The 20,410-nt window shown below is 40.1% G+C and carries 8 protein-coding genes and 1 pseudogene; 1 reads left to right on the top strand and 8 read right to left on the bottom strand.

The annotated features are described in order from the left end of the window. The 7 genes and pseudogenes from ACM6HU_RS17600 to ACM6HU_RS17570 all read right to left on the bottom strand — a co-directional run. On the bottom strand, window positions 1-4,683 hold a 4,683-nt coding region (locus ACM6HU_RS17600), incomplete at its 3' end, for an amino acid adenylation domain-containing protein (protein WP_414848352.1). Further along, entirely contained in the window at window positions 4,680-11,150 is a 6,471-nt protein-coding gene (locus ACM6HU_RS17595; RefSeq protein WP_414848351.1) for an amino acid adenylation domain-containing protein, read from the bottom strand. The genes ACM6HU_RS17595 and ACM6HU_RS17600, both read right to left, overlap by 4 nt. 2 nt (window positions 11,151-11,152) lie before the next feature. Next, window positions 11,153-15,712 (bottom strand): non-ribosomal peptide synthetase, encoded by a 4,560-nt coding sequence (locus ACM6HU_RS17590; protein ID WP_077295542.1) that lies wholly within the window; start codon window positions 15,710-15,712, stop codon window positions 11,153-11,155. A 14-nt stretch (window positions 15,713-15,726) separates the two neighbouring features. Continuing rightward, window positions 15,727-16,989 (bottom strand): MFS transporter, encoded by a 1,263-nt coding sequence (locus tag ACM6HU_RS17585; RefSeq protein WP_016131403.1) that lies wholly within the window; start codon window positions 16,987-16,989, stop codon window positions 15,727-15,729. Between the two features lie 116 nt (window positions 16,990-17,105). After that, a complete protein-coding gene (locus tag ACM6HU_RS17580) occupies window positions 17,106-17,312 on the bottom strand; it encodes a hypothetical protein (protein ID WP_154214632.1) in 207 nt (68 codons plus the stop codon). A gap of 937 nt (window positions 17,313-18,249) precedes the next feature. Further along, window positions 18,250-18,553: pseudogene (locus ACM6HU_RS17575) on the bottom strand (hypothetical protein). Between the two features lie 51 nt (window positions 18,554-18,604). Beyond that, complete coding sequence (locus ACM6HU_RS17570) at window positions 18,605-18,910, bottom strand: monooxygenase (protein WP_016114791.1); 306 nt, start codon at window positions 18,908-18,910, stop codon at window positions 18,605-18,607. 482 nt (window positions 18,911-19,392) lie between these two features. Here ACM6HU_RS17570 and ACM6HU_RS17565 point away from each other — a divergent pair, with 482 nt between their 5' ends. Then, the gene (locus tag ACM6HU_RS17565; RefSeq protein ID WP_016114790.1) at window positions 19,393-19,689 is read left to right on the top strand and encodes a hypothetical protein; all 297 of its coding nucleotides are present in this window, start codon (window positions 19,393-19,395) and stop codon (window positions 19,687-19,689) included. A gap of 172 nt (window positions 19,690-19,861) precedes the next feature. Here the strand turns inward: ACM6HU_RS17565 and ACM6HU_RS17560 are convergent, their stop codons facing one another. Beyond that, window positions 19,862-20,143: a hypothetical protein gene (locus ACM6HU_RS17560; RefSeq protein WP_016114789.1), complete on the bottom strand. Its 282-nt coding sequence runs from the start codon at window positions 20,141-20,143 to the stop codon at window positions 19,862-19,864. Window positions 20,144-20,410 lie beyond the last annotated feature (267 nt).

Genomic DNA, 20,410 nt, shown 5'->3' with positions numbered 1-20,410 from the left:
GTCCTCAAATCTGTCGCAAATAAGACCCTCTTGGGACATTTCCATTGCAGTGTCATTCCATGTCTCTAATAACAAATCACGCTCAAATTCGGAGAGCATACTCAAACTATTCAACGGTTTTTGTGGATGATGAGAAACTTCATGTAGCCAGTTCTCAAAATGTCCTGCCATTCGTTCGATGGTTGTAACATCAAATAAATCCTTATTGTATTCAAAAGAGAAAATTAATCCTTCTTCCGCCTCGGCTGCCATTACACTTAAATCAAATTTTGCGATCGAATTATGGCTTTCTATCATTTCGATTCTTCTACCAGACAACACTGGAAGCTCTTGTTTCATATTTTGTAAGATGAACATCGTCTGGAAGATCGGAGAATGACTTGTACTCCGCTCAGGTTGCACAACTTCCACAATTTTTTCAAATGGAATATCTTGATATTCATATGCTTTCAGTGCCTTTTGACGCACCTGAGACAACAACTCTTGGAATGTCGGTGCGCCACTCAGATCAGCCCGATAAACCAACGTGTTGACGAAGAAACCGATTAATCCTTCAATCTCTCTGTAATTACGATTCGCAATTGGACTTCCGACGAGAATATCTTCTTGTCCCGTATAACGAGAAAGGAAGCTTTGATACGCAGCCAACAGAGTCATAAAGAGCGTCGACCCTTCTTGACGACTGAGTTCGTTCAGTTTGTCGCGTAACGAACGTGACAGCAACACAGTGTGTGTCGATCCGCGATGAGTTTGCACTGCAGGACGCGGGTGATCCATCGGCAGTTGTAGCACAGGAAGCTCACCAAACAATTCTTCCTGCCAATAGTTGAGTTGCTGTTCAAGCACTTCTTCCTTCAACCATCCCTTTTGCCACTGAGCAAAGTCCGCATATTGAACCGGTAATGGTTCAAGCTCTGCTACCTTCTCATCCGTTTCTTCCTCATAGAAAGCTATCCATTCTTCGAGTAGCACTCCCATCGACCATCCATCCGAAACGATATGATGCAGAGTGCAGAGGAGGATCCATTCCTCTTCTCCCACTCGCAAGACGATTGTCCGAATCAGTGGGCCCTCTCCTAAGTCAAATGGTACTTCTGTTTCTTGCTGAATTAAACGTTTAACTTCTGCGTCTCGCTCTTCCGGAGAAAGCATAGTTAAATCCATTTGGGAAAGGGACCGGAAAGCATACGGTTGAATCTGCTGCACAGGATAACCATCCACTTCATGAAACACAGTCCGTAAAGATTCATGACGCTCTATCAGCTGATTCCATCCTGTCTCCAATGCTTCGGGTACCCAATTCCCTGTAAGACGGCATACCATCGGCATATTATAAAGTGCACTATTAGGCGTGAATTGGTCAATGAACCACAGACGCTGTTGGGCATAAGAGAGCGGAATGGCTTCTCCCCGTTCCATCGGCATAAGCGGTGGAATCTCTCGTTTTTTGTCTCCTTTACGCAACTGATCCAGTCGCTTCGCCAGTGTCTCCACCGTTGTAAACTCAAAAAGTTCACGCACCGGTAGTTCGATTTGGAAAACTTCTTGTAAACGTGAGACAACTTGGGTAGCGAGTAGCGAGTGGCCACCAAGCTCGAAGAAGGAATCCTGAACACCAATATTTTCTATGCCTAACACTTTACTCCATACCGATGCGATAAGCTCTTCCACTGGTGTTCGTGGTGAGACAATATTTACGCTCATAGGCTGTCCATCCAACGCCAGTAAGGCTTTGCGATCAATCTTGCCATTCGGAGTGAGTGGCATCACTTCCATCTCGACAAAGTATGCCGGAACCATGTAATTCGGTAATTGCGTCTTGAGGTGCTCACGCCATTCTCCAGTATCTCCTTCACCCACCACATATGCTACTAACCGCTTGTCTCCAGGATGATCTTCCTTCACCAACACGACAGCCTCTTTCACAGATGAATGATCGTGTAGGACCGCTTCAATCTCTCCCAGCTCAATCCGGAAACCTCTGATTTTCACTTGGTTATCTATTCTTCCGATATACTCCACGTTGCGATCATTCAGATACCTCACCAGGTCCCCCGTCCGATAGAGCCGTTCCCCTTCCTTAAATGGATGCGGAATAAAACGTTCAGCAGTTAACTCTGGACGATTGAAGTAACCACGTGCCAAGCCTACACCACCAAGGTAAAGTTCCCCAGCCACACCTATCGGTACCACCTGTTGGCTTTGATCTAGCACATACAATTCGGTATTATCAATCGGACGACCAATCGGAATAAGCAACGGTTCTTTTTCTAAATCACAATCATAGTAAGTGACATCTACAGTCGCTTCTGTAGGACCATACAAGTTGCTTAACTTCGTTTGCTGAGAATCATAAAACACACCCTTAAACCGGCGAACTTGTTCGGTATTTAACGCTTCTCCACTGGTAAAAACCTGACACAAAGACGATACGTCCTTTTTCGCTTTGAATTGTTCCATATAATCCAAGAAAGTAGATAACATCGACGGAACAAAGTGCATCGTGGTCACGCGATATCGCTCAATACACTCCTCAATCATTGCAGGATCCTTCTCGCCACCCGGTGGAAGTAAACAAACACGTGCTCCTACAAATGACCACCAAAATAATTCCCAGACAGAGACATCAAACGAAAACGGCGTTTTTTGAAGAATCGTATCCTGTTCAGATAATGGATAGTTTTTTTGCATCCACTGTAATCGGTTGATAACCGAGTGGTGTTCAATCATCACTCCCTTAGGATTCCCTGTCGAACCCGAAGTGTAAATGATATACGCCAAGTTGTTTGCTGTCACTCCGCTCACTGGTGCCAAGCTACTCTCTTTAGAAATCGCTGCTTGATCTCGATCCAAACAAATCGCTTGGATGCCTTCAGGCAACCAACCCTGTAACGCTTCCTTTGTTAAAAGCACTTGGATCTGCGAGTTCTCTAAAATGTATCTCAGGCGATTTTCAGGATAACTCGGATCCAGTGGGACATAAGCCCCACCTGCTTTGAGAATCCCTAAGAGACCAATAATCATTTCGGGTGAACGCTCGACACATATACCGACCAATGACTCAGGTCCTATATCCCGTTTCTGTAAATAATGTGCCAATTGGTTCGCTTTCTCGTTGAGTTCTTGATACGTCAGCTGTCCACCTTCATACACTACCGCCACCGCTCCAGGTGTACGCGCAACCTGCTGCTCAAACAGTTCGTGAATCATGCTCTCATGTGAATAAACTACGTCAGTGTCATTCCATTCTTCCAAGAGCTGCTTCTGTTCTGTGTCCGCTAGCATCGACAGCTTTGTAAATGATTCATCTGGATGATGAACAATTTCGTTCAACCAGTTTTCAAAATGCCCTGCCATACGTGCAATGGTTCTACTGTCAAATAAATCGGTATTGTATTCAAAAGAGACAAATAGACCTTCTTCCACCTCATAAGCGGTTAAACTCAAATCAAATTTCGCGATGGAAATATTACTTTCTATCATTTCCAAACTTCTCCCAGACAGCTCTATTCGTTCTTGTTTTATATTCTGTAGCGTAAACATGGTCTGGAAGATGGGCGAATGACTCGTACTCCGTTCAGGTTGTACAGCTTCTACCACTTTTTCAAATGGAATATCTTGATATTCATACGCTTTCAACGCCTTTTTCTTTATCTGAGACAAAATCTCCCGGAACGTCGGATTTCCACTGAGATCCGCCCGATAGACTAACGTATTAACAAAGAAGCCGATTAATCCCTCTACTCCTTTATGGTTCCGATTCGCAATCGGACTTCCGACAAGAATATCTTCTTGCCCCGTATAGCGAGCAAGAAAGCTCTGATATGCAGCCATTAAGGTCATGAATAAGGTAGATCCTTCTCGTCGACTTAAATCCTTCAATGAACTGAGTAATGTGTGAGGAAGAATCACATGATACGTGTCCCCAGCGTACGTTTGCGTAACCGGTCGAGGGCGATCCACTGGCAGTTGTAGTATGGGAAGCTCACCGGACAATTCTTCCTGCCAATACGTAAGTTGTCGATCTAGCACTTCACCCTGCAACCACTGCCTTTGCCATTTCGCAAAGTCTGCATATTGAATCGATAGCGAACTTAGTCCAGCAGGCTCCCCACTCATTTCTTCCTCATAGAAGGCCAGCAATTCATTGATCAATATGCCGATGGACCACGCATCAGAAATAATATGATGCATGGTCCATAGCAATAACCATTCCTCTTTCCCTAATTGAACCAGTTGATTACGAATCAAAGGGCCATTCATTAAATCAAACGGATCCTGCGCTTCTCTAGCAATCAAACTTTCTATCTCTTTTTCCTTTACTTCCAGAGGAAGGTGAGAATAATCCTCTACAGGTAGTTTTCTAGGAAGGAATTCCACAATATGTTGCATAGGTTGGTCTCCTACTTCCTTAAAAACGGTGCGTAATGATTCATGACGTTCAATGAGTCGATTCAATCCCTTTTCCAATGCTTCAGGTATCCAATTTCCTTTTAGACGCCATACTGTCGGAATATTATATACTGAACTGTTTGGGTTAAATCGGTCCATAAACCACAAACGTTGTTGTGCATAGGACAACGGAAGCGCTTCTTTATTCTCCTTTTTCTGCATCTGTTTCTGAAGCCACGCTCTCTTCTCAGGAGAAAGCGAATTCAACTTTGCAAGTAAATCATTTCTCATTTTTTCACACCTTCCTCAACCAAGTTTCTCTCGAATATACCTTGCGCTTCTTCCTCTGATAACTCTTCCAATTGCTTAAGAAGTTCAAGTAACTCTTCATCATTACTCGCTGCTGCTTCATTTTGAATATAGTCTTGAAAACTTACATTCTCCTTACTATCATTCTGCGCTTGCTCATTTCCACTGCAGCGCAACTGATTAACCCGTTCTGCCAATTCCTGCACGGTAGTATACGTAAATAAATCATGCAGTGGTAACTCAATTCCAAAGGTTTCATTCAGATTAGAAACAGCTTGTGTAGCGAGTAATGAATGGCCACCTAGTTCAAAAAATGAATCATGAATCCCGATATTTTCAGTGCCTAAAATTTGATGCCATATCGAAACAATCGCTTCTTCTGTAGGGGTACGAGGGGCAACATAACCACCCTCTGCTTCCTTGCGCTCTGGTGCAGGTAAGGCTTTCCGATCGATTTTCCCATTTGGGGTGAGTGGGAATACTGTCAATTCGACAAAGTGTGCCGGAACCATGTAATTTGGTAACTGGGTCTTGAGATAATCACGCCACGCATGAGCATTTCCTTCTCCCACTACATAGGCAACTAAACGCTGATCACCCGGATGATCTTCGCATACCATCACAACGACTTCGTTAACTGATGAATGACTTTGTAACGTCGCTTCAATCTCCCCTAGCTCAATCCGGAATCCACGGATCTTCACTTGATGATCGATCCGACCGAGATAATCCAAATTCCCGTCCGGTAGATATCTCACAAGATCTCCCGTCCCGTATACTCGCTCCCCTTCTTTAAATGGATGCGGGATAAAACGCTCGTTTGTTAAGTCAGGGCGATTTAAGTAGCCACGCGCCAAGCCTGATCCCCCAATGTAAAGCTCACCCACTACACCAATCGGGACCATTTGCTGGTTTGCACTGAGTACATATACTTCTGTGTTAGAGATGGGTCTACCAATCGGTGGTACCTTGTGCATAACACCCTTTTCTAGCTTCATATACGTAGAGTAGGTAGTATCTTCGGATGGACCGTATAGGTTGTACACCTTTTCAATCGGACTTCTCTCATACAAGTGCTGGACCAGTGACTGCGGCAACGGTTCTCCAGCCAAATTCATCACTTTTACCGAAGAAGGGATTAACTTTGCTCGAACCAGTTCCTTCGCTGCTGATGGCACAGTATTGACCAAGGTCACATCCTTCGTAGACAACTTGTCCAGATGAAGGGCACTTTCAGCGACAATTACCTTGCCACCCCTCGTCAAAGGAACAAATACTTCAAAAACCGATAGATCAAAGGATAGTGAAGTTGATGCCAGCACTCCCGCTAATTCCTGTCGGGAATAGGTTTGATGTGCCCAATGGATCATCGCCAACGTACTCCGATGCTCAATCATCACTCCCTTAGGATTGCCAGTGGATCCTGAGGTATAGATGATATAAGCTAAGTTATCGCTTGTCACTTCACTCGTACATGCCGTCGTTACTTCCTGTTCGATCGCTGCTCGATCACGATCGATACAAATCATGTTAACCGATTCAGGTAACGTCATTTTTTGCTGCAACTTGTCCTGTGTCACCAGTACCTCGATTTGAGCATCCGCTAAAATATACCGTATCCGACTCTCCGGATACGCAGGATCAATCGGAACATACGCTCCTCCTGCTTTCATGATTCCTAGGAGACCGACAATCATCTCGGATGAACGTGTAACGCTGATCCCAACCAATGATTCGCATCCCACACCCCTCTTTTGAAGATAATGGGCCAACTGATTGGAGCGTTCGTTCAGTTCTTGATACGTTAGCTCCTCATCTTCGCACACTACCGCGATCGCTTCTGGCGTTTTCTCCACTTGTTCCTCAAACAATGTATGAATCGTGCTTTCACGTATGGCCACAACACCTGTGTCATTCCATTCCTCTAGTAACCTCTTATATTCTGCTTTCGATAGCATATTCAGCTTTGATAGTGAATCTTTTGGATGAGATACAATTTCATATAACCAATGTTCAAAATGACCTGCCATTCGTTCAATAGTTGCAACATTAAACAAATCGGTATTATATTCAAAAGTTAGCAATAACCCTTCTTCTGTCTCCGATGCAAATAAACTCAAATCAAATTTGGCAACCGAAGTATGACTTTCCATCAGCTCCATGTTTCTTTCTGATAGCTGAGGTAACTCTTGTTTCGTATTCTGTAAGGTAAACATGGTTTGGAAAATCGGCGAATGACTGGTATTCCGTTCAGGTTTTACGGCTTCTACCACTTTCTCAAACGGAATGTCCTGATACTCGTATGCTTTTAGTGCCTTTTTTCGTATCTGCGACAGAAGTTCTTGGAACGTCGGATTTCCACTGAAATCAGCTCGATAAACCAACGTATTTGCAAAGAAACCTATTAATCCTTCAATCTCTTTAACATTCCGGTTCGCAATCGGGCTTCCAACCAAGATGTCATCTTGTCCCGTATAACGAGAAAGGAAGCTTTGATACGCCGCCATCAAGGTCATAAATAAGGTGGAGCCTTCTTGCAGACTTAATTCCTTGAGCTTTTCCCGTAAGGAATTCGCCACCATCAGAGATTGACTTGCACCACGGTGGGTTTGAACAGCAGGTCGAGGACGATCCATCGGTAATTGCAAGACCGGTAACTCACCAGCCAATTCTTCCTTCCAATATTGAAGGTGCTGATCAAGATTCTCTTCTTTTTGCCATTCTTTTTGCCACATGGCAAAGTCCGCATATTGAACAGGTAACTCCCTCAGTTCCACTGGTTTTCCACTAATGGCTCCTTCATAAAAAGCCATCCATTCTTCGAGTAAGATTCCCATTGACCACCCATCCGAAACAATATGATGCATCGTACAAAGAAGTACCCATTCCTCTTTGTCCACTTTCAAAATTCGTGTTCGGATCAAAGGACCTTGTCCCAAATGAAATGGTTCCTCCGCCTCGTTTTGAACGAGCCGCTTCAACTCTCTTTCTCTGTCTTCCAGAGGGAGAGTTGTTAGATCCATTTGAGGAAGGGGTTTGAAAACATGCGACTGAACCTGTTGAACGGGTTCACCCTCTCGCTCTTGAATTACTGTCCGCAATGATTCATGACGTTCAATCAACTGATTCCATCCCGTCTCCAATGCTTCAAGTGACCATTTTCCTGTCAGTCGACATGCTGCATGAATATTGTATATCGCACTATTTGGCATTAATTGATCAATGAACCATAGGCGTTTCTGTGCGTAGGAAAGCGGAATAGATTCTTCCCGCGACATAGGTACAAGTGGTGGAATCTCTCGTTTTTTGTCTCCTTTACACAACTGATCCAGTCGCTTCGTCAATGCCTCCACCGTATCGTACTTGAATAGTTCACGTAGCGGGATTTTGATCCGGAATGCTTCTTGTAATCTAGAGACGACTTGGGTAACGAGTAATGAGTGCCCACCCCGTTCAAAGAAAGAGTCCTGAATTCCGATATTTTCTATTCCTAACACTTGACTCCAAACCGAGGCGATGAGCTCTTCCGATGGTGTTCTTGGTAGGACGTTAAACTCTCCCATAGGTTGTCCTTCCGGTGCTGGTAAGGCTTTTCGGTCGATTTTTCCATTCGGAGTAAGTGGGAAATATTCCAACTCTACAAGGTGTGCTGGAACCATGTAATTCGGTAATTGGTCCTGGAGATACGCTCGCCAATTTTGGATATTTCCATCGCTTATCACATACGCTACCAATCGCTGATCACCAGGGCGATCTTCTCTCACTAGCACGACAGCCTCTTTAATAGACGAATGCCTTTCTAAAGTCGCTTCAATTTCTCCAAGCTCAATCCGAAAGCCACGCACTTTCACTTGATGGTCCATTCTGCCTATAAATTCTAAATTCCCATCAGTTAGATATCTTACTGAATCTCCGGTTCGATATAGCCGTTCTCCTAATTGAAACGGATGCGGAACGAATCTTTCAGCAGTGAGATCAGGTCGGTTTAAGTAACCACGTGCTAAACCTGCACCACCAATATACAACTCACCCTCTATCCCTATCGATTGCAAACGCTGATTCTGATCTAATACATACAGCTGGATATTTTGTATCGGATTACCAATAGAAACAAATTCTTGATGGGGCTGACAGTCAAATGCATTCACGTAAATGGTTGCTTCTGTTGGTCCATAAAAGTTGGTCAATTTAACTTGTCCGCTCTGATCCCAGTGCTGTTGAAATCGTCTAACCACCCCTGGACTAAGCTCTTCCCCACCGGAAAACACATGACGCACGGATGAACATTTCAGTTTCAAATCAATATGATCGAAATGATCTAAGAAAACAGATAGCATCGAAGGAACAAATTGGACAACAGTAATCTGATGCTTCTCTATCACTTCAGCTATTATAGAAGGATCCTTTTCTCCACCTGGAGGCAGGAAGGATACACATGCTCCTACACTAATACCCCAAAATAACTCCCATACAGATACATCAAATGAGAATGGTGTTTTCTGCAAGACCACATCCTTTTCAGAGAGTGGATATTGATGTTGCATCCATTCAAGATAATTGATCACCGAATGATGCTCAATCATCACTCCCTTTGGATTACCTGTAGATCCTGAAGTATACATAACGTATGCTAAATTTTTTCCTGCTACACTGCTTGTACATACGATCGGTTCTTCCTGTTCAATCGCAATGCGATCTTGATCCATACAAATTATTTCAATTTGTTCGGATATACCTATTTTTTCTAACTTTTCTTGCGTCACTAGTACTTCGATTCTAGCATCTTCTAATATATAGCGTAGCCGATTCTCGGGATACGTAGGATCAAGTGGAACATAAGCTCCTCCTGACTTTAGAACCCCTAGCAACGCTATCATCATTTTTGGCGATCTTTCCATATATACACCGACTAAAGACTCTGGACCCACACTACGCTTCTGTAAATAGTGAGCTAGCTGATTAGCACGCTCATTCAGCTCTCTATAGGTAAGTTTCTCATTTTCATAAATAACCGCGATCGCTTCTGGCGTTTTCTCCACTTGCTGCTCAAATAACGTATGAATCATGCTTTCAGATGAATATTCTACTTGGGTATCATTCCATTTCTCTAGCAGTTGTACCTGCTCTTCCATTGTTAAATGGGTAATTTCGGATAGCTTTGAATCTGAGCTTTTCGTCATCTGAATTAATGTTTGCGATAGATGATCCTGAATCCGATGAATGGTCTCTTCATCAAAATGATGGCGGTCATACATCAACTTCAAAGTAAATTCCTTACCCGGCATTGCAATGAGCGTCAAAGGATAATTTGTTTGTTCTGCACTTTGGACCTCTAGTAATCTTAAATCAGCATTGCGCTCTCCTTGGATCGGGTAATTTTCGAACACATACAAGGTATGAAATAAAGTACTGCTCCTTGGAACTTCACTCCACCCTTGAATATCGACCAACGAATTATACTCGTATTGTCTCCGTTCCATTTCTTTTATCTGTATCTTACGGAGCCAGTCTACTACTGATGTATCATTCTTTACATGAATTCGGGTAGGCAATGTGTTAATGAATAGACCAACCATTTTCTCTGCCCCTGCTAATTCAGTAGGACGTCCAGAACTAGTCACACCAAATACGATGTCGCTTTCACCGCTATACCGGCTCATCAAGTAAGCCCAGGCTCCTTGTATTAACGTATTTAATGTTAGCTGACTATTTCGTACCCACTCTTGTAAAGTTTCAGTCAGTTCCTCAGATAGCTGATAAACGCTCTCTCCATAACCCTTCTCCTGCCCCTGGTCACTTCTTTCCATCGCTAATGGCGTAGGTGCATGAAATCCTTTTAATTCTTCTGTCCAGAATTTCTCAGCTTTACTTCGATCTTGTTTATTAATCCACTGGATATATTTTTTATAGGGAAGAGACTTTGGAAGATCGAATGCTTCTCCCTTTATCATCTTGAGATAAACTCCCATCACTTCACCGAAGATCAGGGACACACTCCACCCATCCAACAAAATATGATGATGCGTCCAAATGATTCTCGTTTCTTCTTCTGTTTCTTTAATCGCAGTGATTCTCATCAACGGTGCTTCATCTAACGAAAACCCTTTTCTCCGATCATCATTTAAAAACTGGTGTAATTTCTTTTCCCTCTCTCCGCATGAAAGAGCGCTCCAGTCTTCTCGACGAATAGTAAAAGGAAGACGTTGATAAACAGCTTGCAATGGCTTTTCTACTTCCTCCCACACAAAAACAGAACGTAGAATCTCATGTCGGTGAATGACGTATTCCCAGGCCTTTTCGAAAGTAGCAACATCCAATCGACCACCGAGTAAGAAACCTACCTGTACAATGTAGGAAAAAGAATGCTCATCATCTTGATCATATAAAGTATGAAACAGTATCCCTTTTTGCAAAGGTGATAATCCGTATATATCGATAACTTCCCCCATCGTTACACCCTCTTCTTTGTTAATTTAAGTAATACTTTACTCAAGCTTTCTTCCGTAAGTGCCTCTGCATCAGCAAAGTCAGATACCATAAAAGCAGACTCTGTCGTTGGTGGATTTATCAGTAGACGAAGTTGATTCAACATGACATCTGCTATCGCTTTAATCGTCAATCTAGAAAACTGTTCTCTACTATACATCCAAACAAAATGTAACTTCCCATCTTTCACCATACCAACAACATCAATCGAGTGAGATGGTTTCGATTCTGGAGCATGATCTAAGCGTGTAAATCCTGTATCCTGCATAAACAAAGATTCTTTGGAAAACACTTGATCAAATTTTCCCAAATAGTTAAAGCTTATTGATGGTTTTTGCTGTTGATAGAACGGAAGCAATTCTCTGCTCAAGTAGCGTAAAATGCCATAATCAATGCCCTGATTCGGAATTCGACGCAATTGCTCTTTCACAGCCTTTAATCCCTCAATAGGTGTTGTTGATCCCTGAAGATCAAGGTGAACGGGATAAATACTCGTGAACCAACCCACTGTCCGCGATAGATCAACGCCTTCAATCACCTCTTCTCTCCCATGTCCTTCCAAGTGAACAGAAACCTTATGATGATTTGTACAGTCAGCTATAGCTTGTACTAATGCCGTCAATAGTACCTCGTTAATCCTTGTCTTATGAGTCATCGGAACTTCTTGTAACAACGCGTGGGTCTCTTCTGCTCCCAACGTCATCGTCACTTGATCAATCGATGCTTCTGTCGTTTCCTGTATAGGGTAGTCCATCGGAATCGTCATCACTTGTTTTTCTACCTGTTCGTGCCAATAATCTTTTACTTCTTTTGAAAGGTCTGACTCACTGTATGCCTGTAGTCGTTCCGACCATTCTTTAAAGGATGTACTTTTCGCAGGTAACTGAACCTTCTGACCTTGTTTCATCTGGTTGTATACCGCCTGTAAATCTTCCAATAGAATTCGCCATGATACCCCATCTACTACTAAATGATGAATCGTCCAGAATAATCGATCGTTCCCATTCGAACCGTCATCAAAGTACACGACTCTCATCAACGGCCCTGTAAGTAAATTGAAACTGGCTTGAGTAATATCCATCTCTTCTTGTATCACTTGATTCCACGCTTGTTGATCAGCATCGTTCCGCTTTACCACACGAAGTACAGACTGTTCATCGATTCCCTCATTCCTCTGCTTCCAGGTTGCATTTGGCAACTGTTCATACCGGAAACGTAAGGCATCATGATGTTTGAGTAAGTTTAATAGGGCTTCCTCTAGTAACTCCACATCCAATCTCTCTCTTACTCTTAAAAGCATCGATTGATTCCAATGTTGTGGACGCGGATGTTCTTGCTCGAAGAACCAATACTGAATTGGAGTAGGCGGTACCTCTCCCGTCACAACCCCTTGCTCCGCTTGTACTCCCTGATCTTCTTTGACCACTTGCGCCAACTCGGCAATCGTTGGGAATTCAAACATTTGCCTGGGTGTAAGTTTTAAACCCAATTGACTCGCTTGTGATATGATCTGAATGCTGAGAATCGAGTCTCCACCAATTTCAAAGAAGTTATCATGGATTCCCACCTTTTTAATCCCTAATACTCGCTTCCAAATGGTAGCCAGCTTTTCTTCTTTACCATTTCGCGGGGCAACACATTCACTTTCGATTTTCTTCTCCTCTGGTACAGGTAAGGCCTCACGATCAACTTTACCGTTAGCAGTTAGTGGAATGGCGTCCATCATTACAAATCCTGAAGGAACCATATAGCTTGGTAGTTCCGCCTTGAGATAATCTCTCCACGCACCTACATTCCCATCACCCACGACATATGCCACCAATCGTTTATCACCCGGCTGATCTTCTCGAACAATTACAACAGCCTCTTTTATGGATGCATGCGCGTTTAAAGCAGATTCAATTTCCCCGAGCTCAATTCGGAAACCACGGATTTTCACCTGATGATCAATCCGCCCAAGATAATCCAGATTTCCATTCGGCAAGTATCTCGCTAAGTCTCCTGTCCGATATAATCGCGCTCCCGGATCACTACTAAATGGATGAGGAATGAAACGTTCTGCAGTCAATTCAGGTCTGTTTAAATACCCACGTGCGAGTCCCGCTCCACCAATATATAGTTCACCAGATACGCCAATGGGCACAGGCTGTTGACAAGCGTCTAGCACATACACTTCTAAATCTGGAATCCGCTTTCCTATATTACTTCTTGAAGAATGCTGCACATCATCTTGAGTAATTGGATAATACGTAACATGAACGGTAGTTTCTGTAATTCCATACATATTGATTAACTGCGGGTTCTGCTCTCCATACCTTTGAAACCACGGTAGCAAGCTGGCAGGATCGAGTGCTTCCCCACCAAATATGACATAGCGCAGATGCAAGTTTTTATTCTCATCTTCTTGTTCACACACCTGTATTAATTGTCGAAATGCGGAAGGTGTCTGATTAAGAACCGTAACCTCTTCCTCTACTAACAGTTGATAGAAATCCTTGGGCGATCGACTGATCCAGTAAGGAACAACAACCAATTTCCCACCATAGAGCATTGCTCCCCAAATTTCCCAAACTGAGAAATCAAATGCATAAGAATGGAAAAGCGTCCAAGTATCTTTTTCACCAAACTGATACCAGCATTCCGTTGATTTAAATAAACGAATCACATTGTGATGCTCTACCATCACTCCCTTCGGATTCCCTGTTGATCCTGAAGTATAGATTACATAAGCGAGATGTTGAGGACTTACATCAGAAATCGGTAAAGCAGTACTTTCTTTCTCAATCTCAACTTGATCTCGATCAAGGCAAATCGATTTGATATTCTCTGGTAACCATTTCGATCCTTTTAAACTCTCTTGCGTTACGACTAACTGAATGCTAGCATCCTCTAAAATATACTGAAGTCGCTGTTCTGGATATGTTGGATCAAGTGGAACATAAGCTCCACCAGCCTTCAAAATCCCCAAAATACCTACAATCATTTCAAGAGAACGTTCAACACAAAGTCCAACCAATGAATCAGGTCCTACTCCTTTTTTCTGTAGATAGTGAGCTAACTGATTCGCACGTTCATTAAGCTCCCTATAGGTAAGCCTCTCCTTTTCATAAATAACTGCAATGGCATTGGGATGAATCGTCGCTTGCTGCTCAAACAACTCATGGATGGTTGCTTGAGGTGGAAAGTCAAGCTTAGGATCGTTGAACTCTACTAAACTTTTTCTTTTATCTTCTTCTGAAATGATTTCGATCTCAGCAACCTTCTGCTTCGGATTTTTAAATATGTTTTCCATTAATGCTAGCATGGTGTTAAAAAAGCGAATTATCTCTTCTTTGGAAAATAGCTCTTCACGATAATCAACATGTACTTGTAAAGAGTCTATATCAGTCAAATTTTCGATATGTACTGCAAAATCTTGTACCTCTTCACGATTTGGAATCCAAAGAGAGTCACCACTTTCAGCACGATCTCTATAATCAATTGTAGTTCCAAAAAGTCGAACATTACTGTTATTCTCTTTATTAATCTGCTTTAATAACAAATCAAATGGATATTTCTGATGTCGTAATGATTTACTTTGTTTTCTGGACACTCGACCAATAAATGAGAGTACTTCTTCTTCAGGATCGATATCCATTCTTAGAGGAACTGTACTCACCATCATTCCAATTAATTCCCGCTCCATTTTAGTCATACGATTGCCATAAGCCATTCCTAGGGCAATATCAAGCGATGAGGTCCATCGATACATCGACAACGAAAGCGCAGCAACAAAAAGAGTATATATACTATATTTGTATCCTTCAGAAAATTCTTCTATGCTTTTCTTGAAATATTCAGATAATACAAACATCTCGCGTGATGCTCTCGTACTAACTTGGTAAGCATTACAGGGTTTCAATCCCGTCACGGATGGAAGTGTTTTGAATTCCTCTAACCAAAAGTTTTGATCCTTTTGAAAACGACTGCTGTTCAAGTATGTCTGTTCATTGACTAGAAACTGAACATATGAGTTCCTAGGTATGCTCACATCTGTCTCACTATGAAACTCATGATAATATTTAGCAATCTGACTAGTAAAAATTTGGATTGATAAACCATCCATGATAATGTGATGGACATTGCCAAAGACGGCACACTCATTATCGCTTAATTTTATTAAAGCGAAATAGTATAAATCAGAATCAAATAACGTAAACGTCTCTTGCGCCTTCTGCTCAATCCATTTTTCCAGCAAATCTGAATCTCTCTCGGAACTGAAATCAAAGAAGTCAAATTCTCGTTCTTGATGTTTAACAAAATATTGCTCAGGTTCCTGATGTCCATGTTCTTTCAGCCTGATACACAAACCATCGTTTTCACTAATAACACGATTCATGGCTCGATTTAATAATGAATAATCCATTTTTCGATGGATCTTGAACAAGAATTTTAGATTACATATACCTTTACCTGAATAAATAACTTCTGTATACCATATTCTTCTCTGTGGATGACTTAAAAGATAACGCTCCTCATTGGACATAAAGAAATCTCCCTTCAAAGATTAGTTACTTTTATGTGTTCGTTTTCATGTTTAACCCAAAAATATTTTTGTAATGAAACCCCAATTACTCCAATGATGATGAGCCCAATACCTACATAAAGATAGAGTTGAATTACTCCGAAAAGATGAACCAGTGGTCCGCTCATAGCTGGAGAAATGATGAGGACTGCATTTGCTAAACTGCTTTGAATTCCAAACACTCTTCCGACCTGTTCTTGATGAGATTCTATTTGCAGAATGACTTGATTGGATACAAGCATAAGTCCACTTCCAATACCAGCGATAAAACTAATCAGATAGCCAAAAATAAGGGATGTACCGGGACTTGTCAGACTTATCAGACTAATTCCACCAAAGCCAATTCCCATTAATGCAATGCCTCCACATACTACCCAACCGTATTGAAAATGTTTTATTTTTTGTGTTAAGAATGCACCAAGTATTCCCCCAATACCAATAATAGAAATGATATATCCCATTTTACTCTTATCATTTGGGAACAAACTCTTAAATAAAGTAGGGAACTGCGAGTCTACTAATTGTAATACTGCCATACCTATTGTAAAGAAAATCATGGTTGATAATATCATCCGATTGGATAATACATAACTCCAACCTTGTAACCAAGCAGTCCAAGTACTTTGCTGTTGCTTTTCTATATGTTCTCTTGACAGAGATTCCTTAAACCTTATTGTGGGCAATAAAACCAAAACAGCTAGTAAACAACATATTGCCCTTATTACAAGACAAAACTCTGGCTGAAACCAGCTCAATAACACTCCTCCTATAAGCGGACCCACTATCTTGGTTCCTTGCTCAACTATACCGTTGATACTTACCGCTTTGGTAAGCAAATCAGGGGATACAATTTGTCGTGTTAGTGTTTGCTGTGCAGGATAATAGAAAACGGTAAAAATGGATCGAATCATTAATGCTAACAATAGCCAATGAATATTTTGGACAAATAAAAGAACAATTGTTAATAGACCAACCATAAGATTACTAAACATCATAATTGGAATTTTTCTAAAGCGATCAGCAATCACACCTGCCCATGAACTAAATAAAATTCCAGGAAGTGCATACGCAACGGGAATCAATCCAATCATGGTGGGGTCTACATTCCATTCAAAACCAACAATGGTCATAATGGCTAACATGTCAATAAATACTCCGAGCATAATCAGTGAATACGCAGAGAAAACTTGTAAATAAATTGTATTTCCCCATAGACTTTTTGAGTCGGTAGTTTTCATAAAAACGATCTCCTTAAGTTTACTAAAACGGATGTTTTTGCGTACATGGGACCCCTTTATTGGACATAATTAATCACTCTAAATATTTTTATTTAAACTTTAATACAATTCAAACTTCAACTAATCATAAAGTTCATTATCTTTTTTCGCTCTACTAAATCAAATACATTTATCTCTTCATCTCTTGTTTTTTCAAGTTCTTTCATTTTCTGTTCTTGCTCTGAAATAATCTCCCTTACAAATAAACTAAAGCGAATTAGAAAATCTCTATTCATGTTGTCATTTCCTGCAACATTAAACAACGGGAATAGTTCATTAATCAATTCATGTTCATATAATTCTCTTTAATTTTCCTCTTCTACAAGATTCACCTTCACTCGATGAAAATAATGATTTAATAGTTCTGTAACTTTATTTTTCACAGTAGTTTGAACATCCAATCCACATCCCCTTTTCAGAATTTTCTATACTTTATACCACACATACTATCACACAAAATTCCCTCCTACTATCATCATAAAGTTGAAATAATCAAATTAGAAAATTCAGATAAAAACACATCGATAGACCCATTTTATTTACTATCATTATTAAAATAGCCTACTTATCAATAAGGATACTAGGTTATTTTTATATAATGATTGATAGATTTTTATTAAATAAAAAATTCAAATAAGTTTACACTATGCCCAACTTCTGTCATTTGAATCGATTTAAGTTCCCTCCTATTCACATTGTATTTTTTGTTACTTGTTTACTTCTTTAGAATACCTAAATAATGTAAATATCGGATTAATCCAATGTTAAGCATTCGTAAATATAAACAATATAATATTATGCCATCGAGATGTTATTTTGAATATTCCGTAAAAAACACCTAATATGTGGCAAAATCAACCAACCAATCATCATACATACCCTCACCTTAAGAGATTTTAATACCCTTAAATACAAAAAGGCGTCATCCTTTCTAATAACCTTGTTTAGAAAGAATAACGTTTTTGTACAATTGAGGGTAGTTGATATTCTTAAGTTGATGGGCATATGACGGTACCCCAAATGATTTCAAATTTCCATTATTTGCGCAATCCGTCACTCCGCAATCTGGCCAAATACATAAAGATAGAGTAACAAAACAAAAGCCAAAGTTAGACACATTACTTTTTTAAGCTATTGTTTTAGAATAAAGTTTGTTCAAATTAATGCAAATAACCTTGAAAAACGAACAAAAAGAAAGAGCCTGTTTTAAAAAAAGATTGATCAAAACACGCTCTTAAAATATTCCAATAAATAATAATTTCTATCCTCTGGTAGATGCAAAATAATTATTTTTCTATTACCTTTTTGAAATTCTATAGTATGACCATTTTCACCAAGATATTCCCATCCCTTAGCTTTGTTTATAGGAATAATACTATATATCCTCTTTAATATAAATGGCTGACATCGGTACAGGAAAATCGTCAATCTTAGAATCTTTATTAGATGTAAAAAGAAATATTAAGCCACCTAACACCGATAGACATACTAAGATAATTATATTTTTTCTTTTAACCCCTTTCATAATAATCACTCCCTTACTTCAACTGTCGAGAATGCCGTGCCGTATTCCTTATTATTTAACATAACCATAATTAAGTTTGGTTAGCTTTTCATTGATGTCAAAAATTCTTACCCTAATATCTTTAACACCAAACGATTGAAGTCTGTTTCTATGCATTTCAGCATATTTTTCAGCATCTTGTTTTTCTTCAAATACATAGATACCTCCAGCTTCTTTTGTGTCTTGATTCTCTGTCCATATTTTCCAATGGAACCCTTCTTCTTCGTTAATACTATTTGCTAAATCCCAAAATGCTTTTGCCATCTCTTCACCAAAAGGACCTTCAAACGGAAAATCAACTTGTAATAGATATGCCATTTTCAATCACTCCCATTTTCAATATTTCTCAATGTAAAGTTCACCAAGAATTTCTTTAATTTGTTAGCTACCAGATAAAAGTTCCCTTTGTACAAAGGATTTTAATCCATTTTTCGGTGATGGATACATTTCTTCAATTTCTTTTGAGAACCGTCACGCTCCTTTTTCGAGAAACGTTGCTAGTGTAGAGGCTGGGTGCTCTTGGATATTTTTCACATTTAGTAAAACTTGTTTTAATCCTATAATATAATTTTCTAACGATACAGCATTTTTAAGACCTAAAGTTATTTTTTGATACACGGATTTTTCAGGTGCCTAGCAAAATAAAATTTCGAAAGTCTTCTCGGCCTTCAAAATCAATAGTAGTATCATATTATTCTCAACATAATCGCAACAAATTCGCAACATTTTTCATGGACAACAGCACACTTTCTCAACGCATTTAATATCATAATATTAAATATCAAAGCGAGGTGCTCAAAATGACTTGGTTTATCATCTTAGGGTTCATTCTATTATTAAATATAAGTGGTATAAAATCTTATGGTATTCATGTTATTTTTAAAGTAAATTCAGATACAAAAGCTAAGCCAGGTTGGTCTTTTTCAAATAAGATAGATTTTCAAACGTTAAAAGGTTTATTAAAAAAGAAAAATTTAAATAATCTCAAAAACATTACACTGGGTGAACTCTTTATTCCTGTAGATTTACTTAATAGATTATTAGGTAAAACACTAATTTTCCTCATTTTATTTTTTTACTCACAGTATTTTGGTTAAATACATTATCAGTTAGTTTCATATATCATTAGATACATGAAACTAACGAAACAAAAAACCGCCTATATAGGCGGTTCTCTTTTACGCTTCCAATTTTGCTACCATTTCATCTAATACATTTTCCTTCAGGTACAAAAACGCTGATTCCTCTTCACTCGTCATTCCTCGATGATTATGTATACCGTCCAGTAAATAACCACTCCGCATCCCCTACGATGTTTCTATAACGCATCTTGTCTTCCTCGTAAACTAACATCATCAGCATCTCTTCGGTACTAGCTATCGTCAGTTGTCTTTCGAACTGATCTACATAAAACACCGAAATGGTATCACTCACTCGATAGATTTCGAATTCGTATGTATGCTTACCTTGTTTGACCTCCACGTTATACCACATTAACTCCTGTCCGCCTGACATTGATATTTCGTATAAGTTCGAATGTGTTTGCACCATTATTAAGCCCTCCCTCCTTTTACGTTTGTTTTTCGCCTTACATGTAAAATTTCAACAGATGGATATTAACCGAGTGTAAAGTGGGTGTGAAGTCTCGATTAAACAAAAAACACCTCCCTTTACGAGGTACTCTATCGCACATAGCATGTACGGTAGGTAAATATACAAGCGCTATGTAATAAATAAAACCGACTCCGATTACTGAACTGCACCCCAATTGTTAGACACAATTAACTATTGGGGTGCAGTTCAGTACAAATCCGGTTT

Source organism: Bacillus sp. IT-79MI2, assembly GCF_949768135.1.
In the GTDB taxonomy this organism is placed as follows: Bacteria; Bacillota; Bacilli; order Bacillales; family Bacillaceae_G; genus Bacillus_A; species Bacillus_A pseudomycoides.
This window is presented reverse-complemented; position numbering and strand designations above follow the sequence as displayed.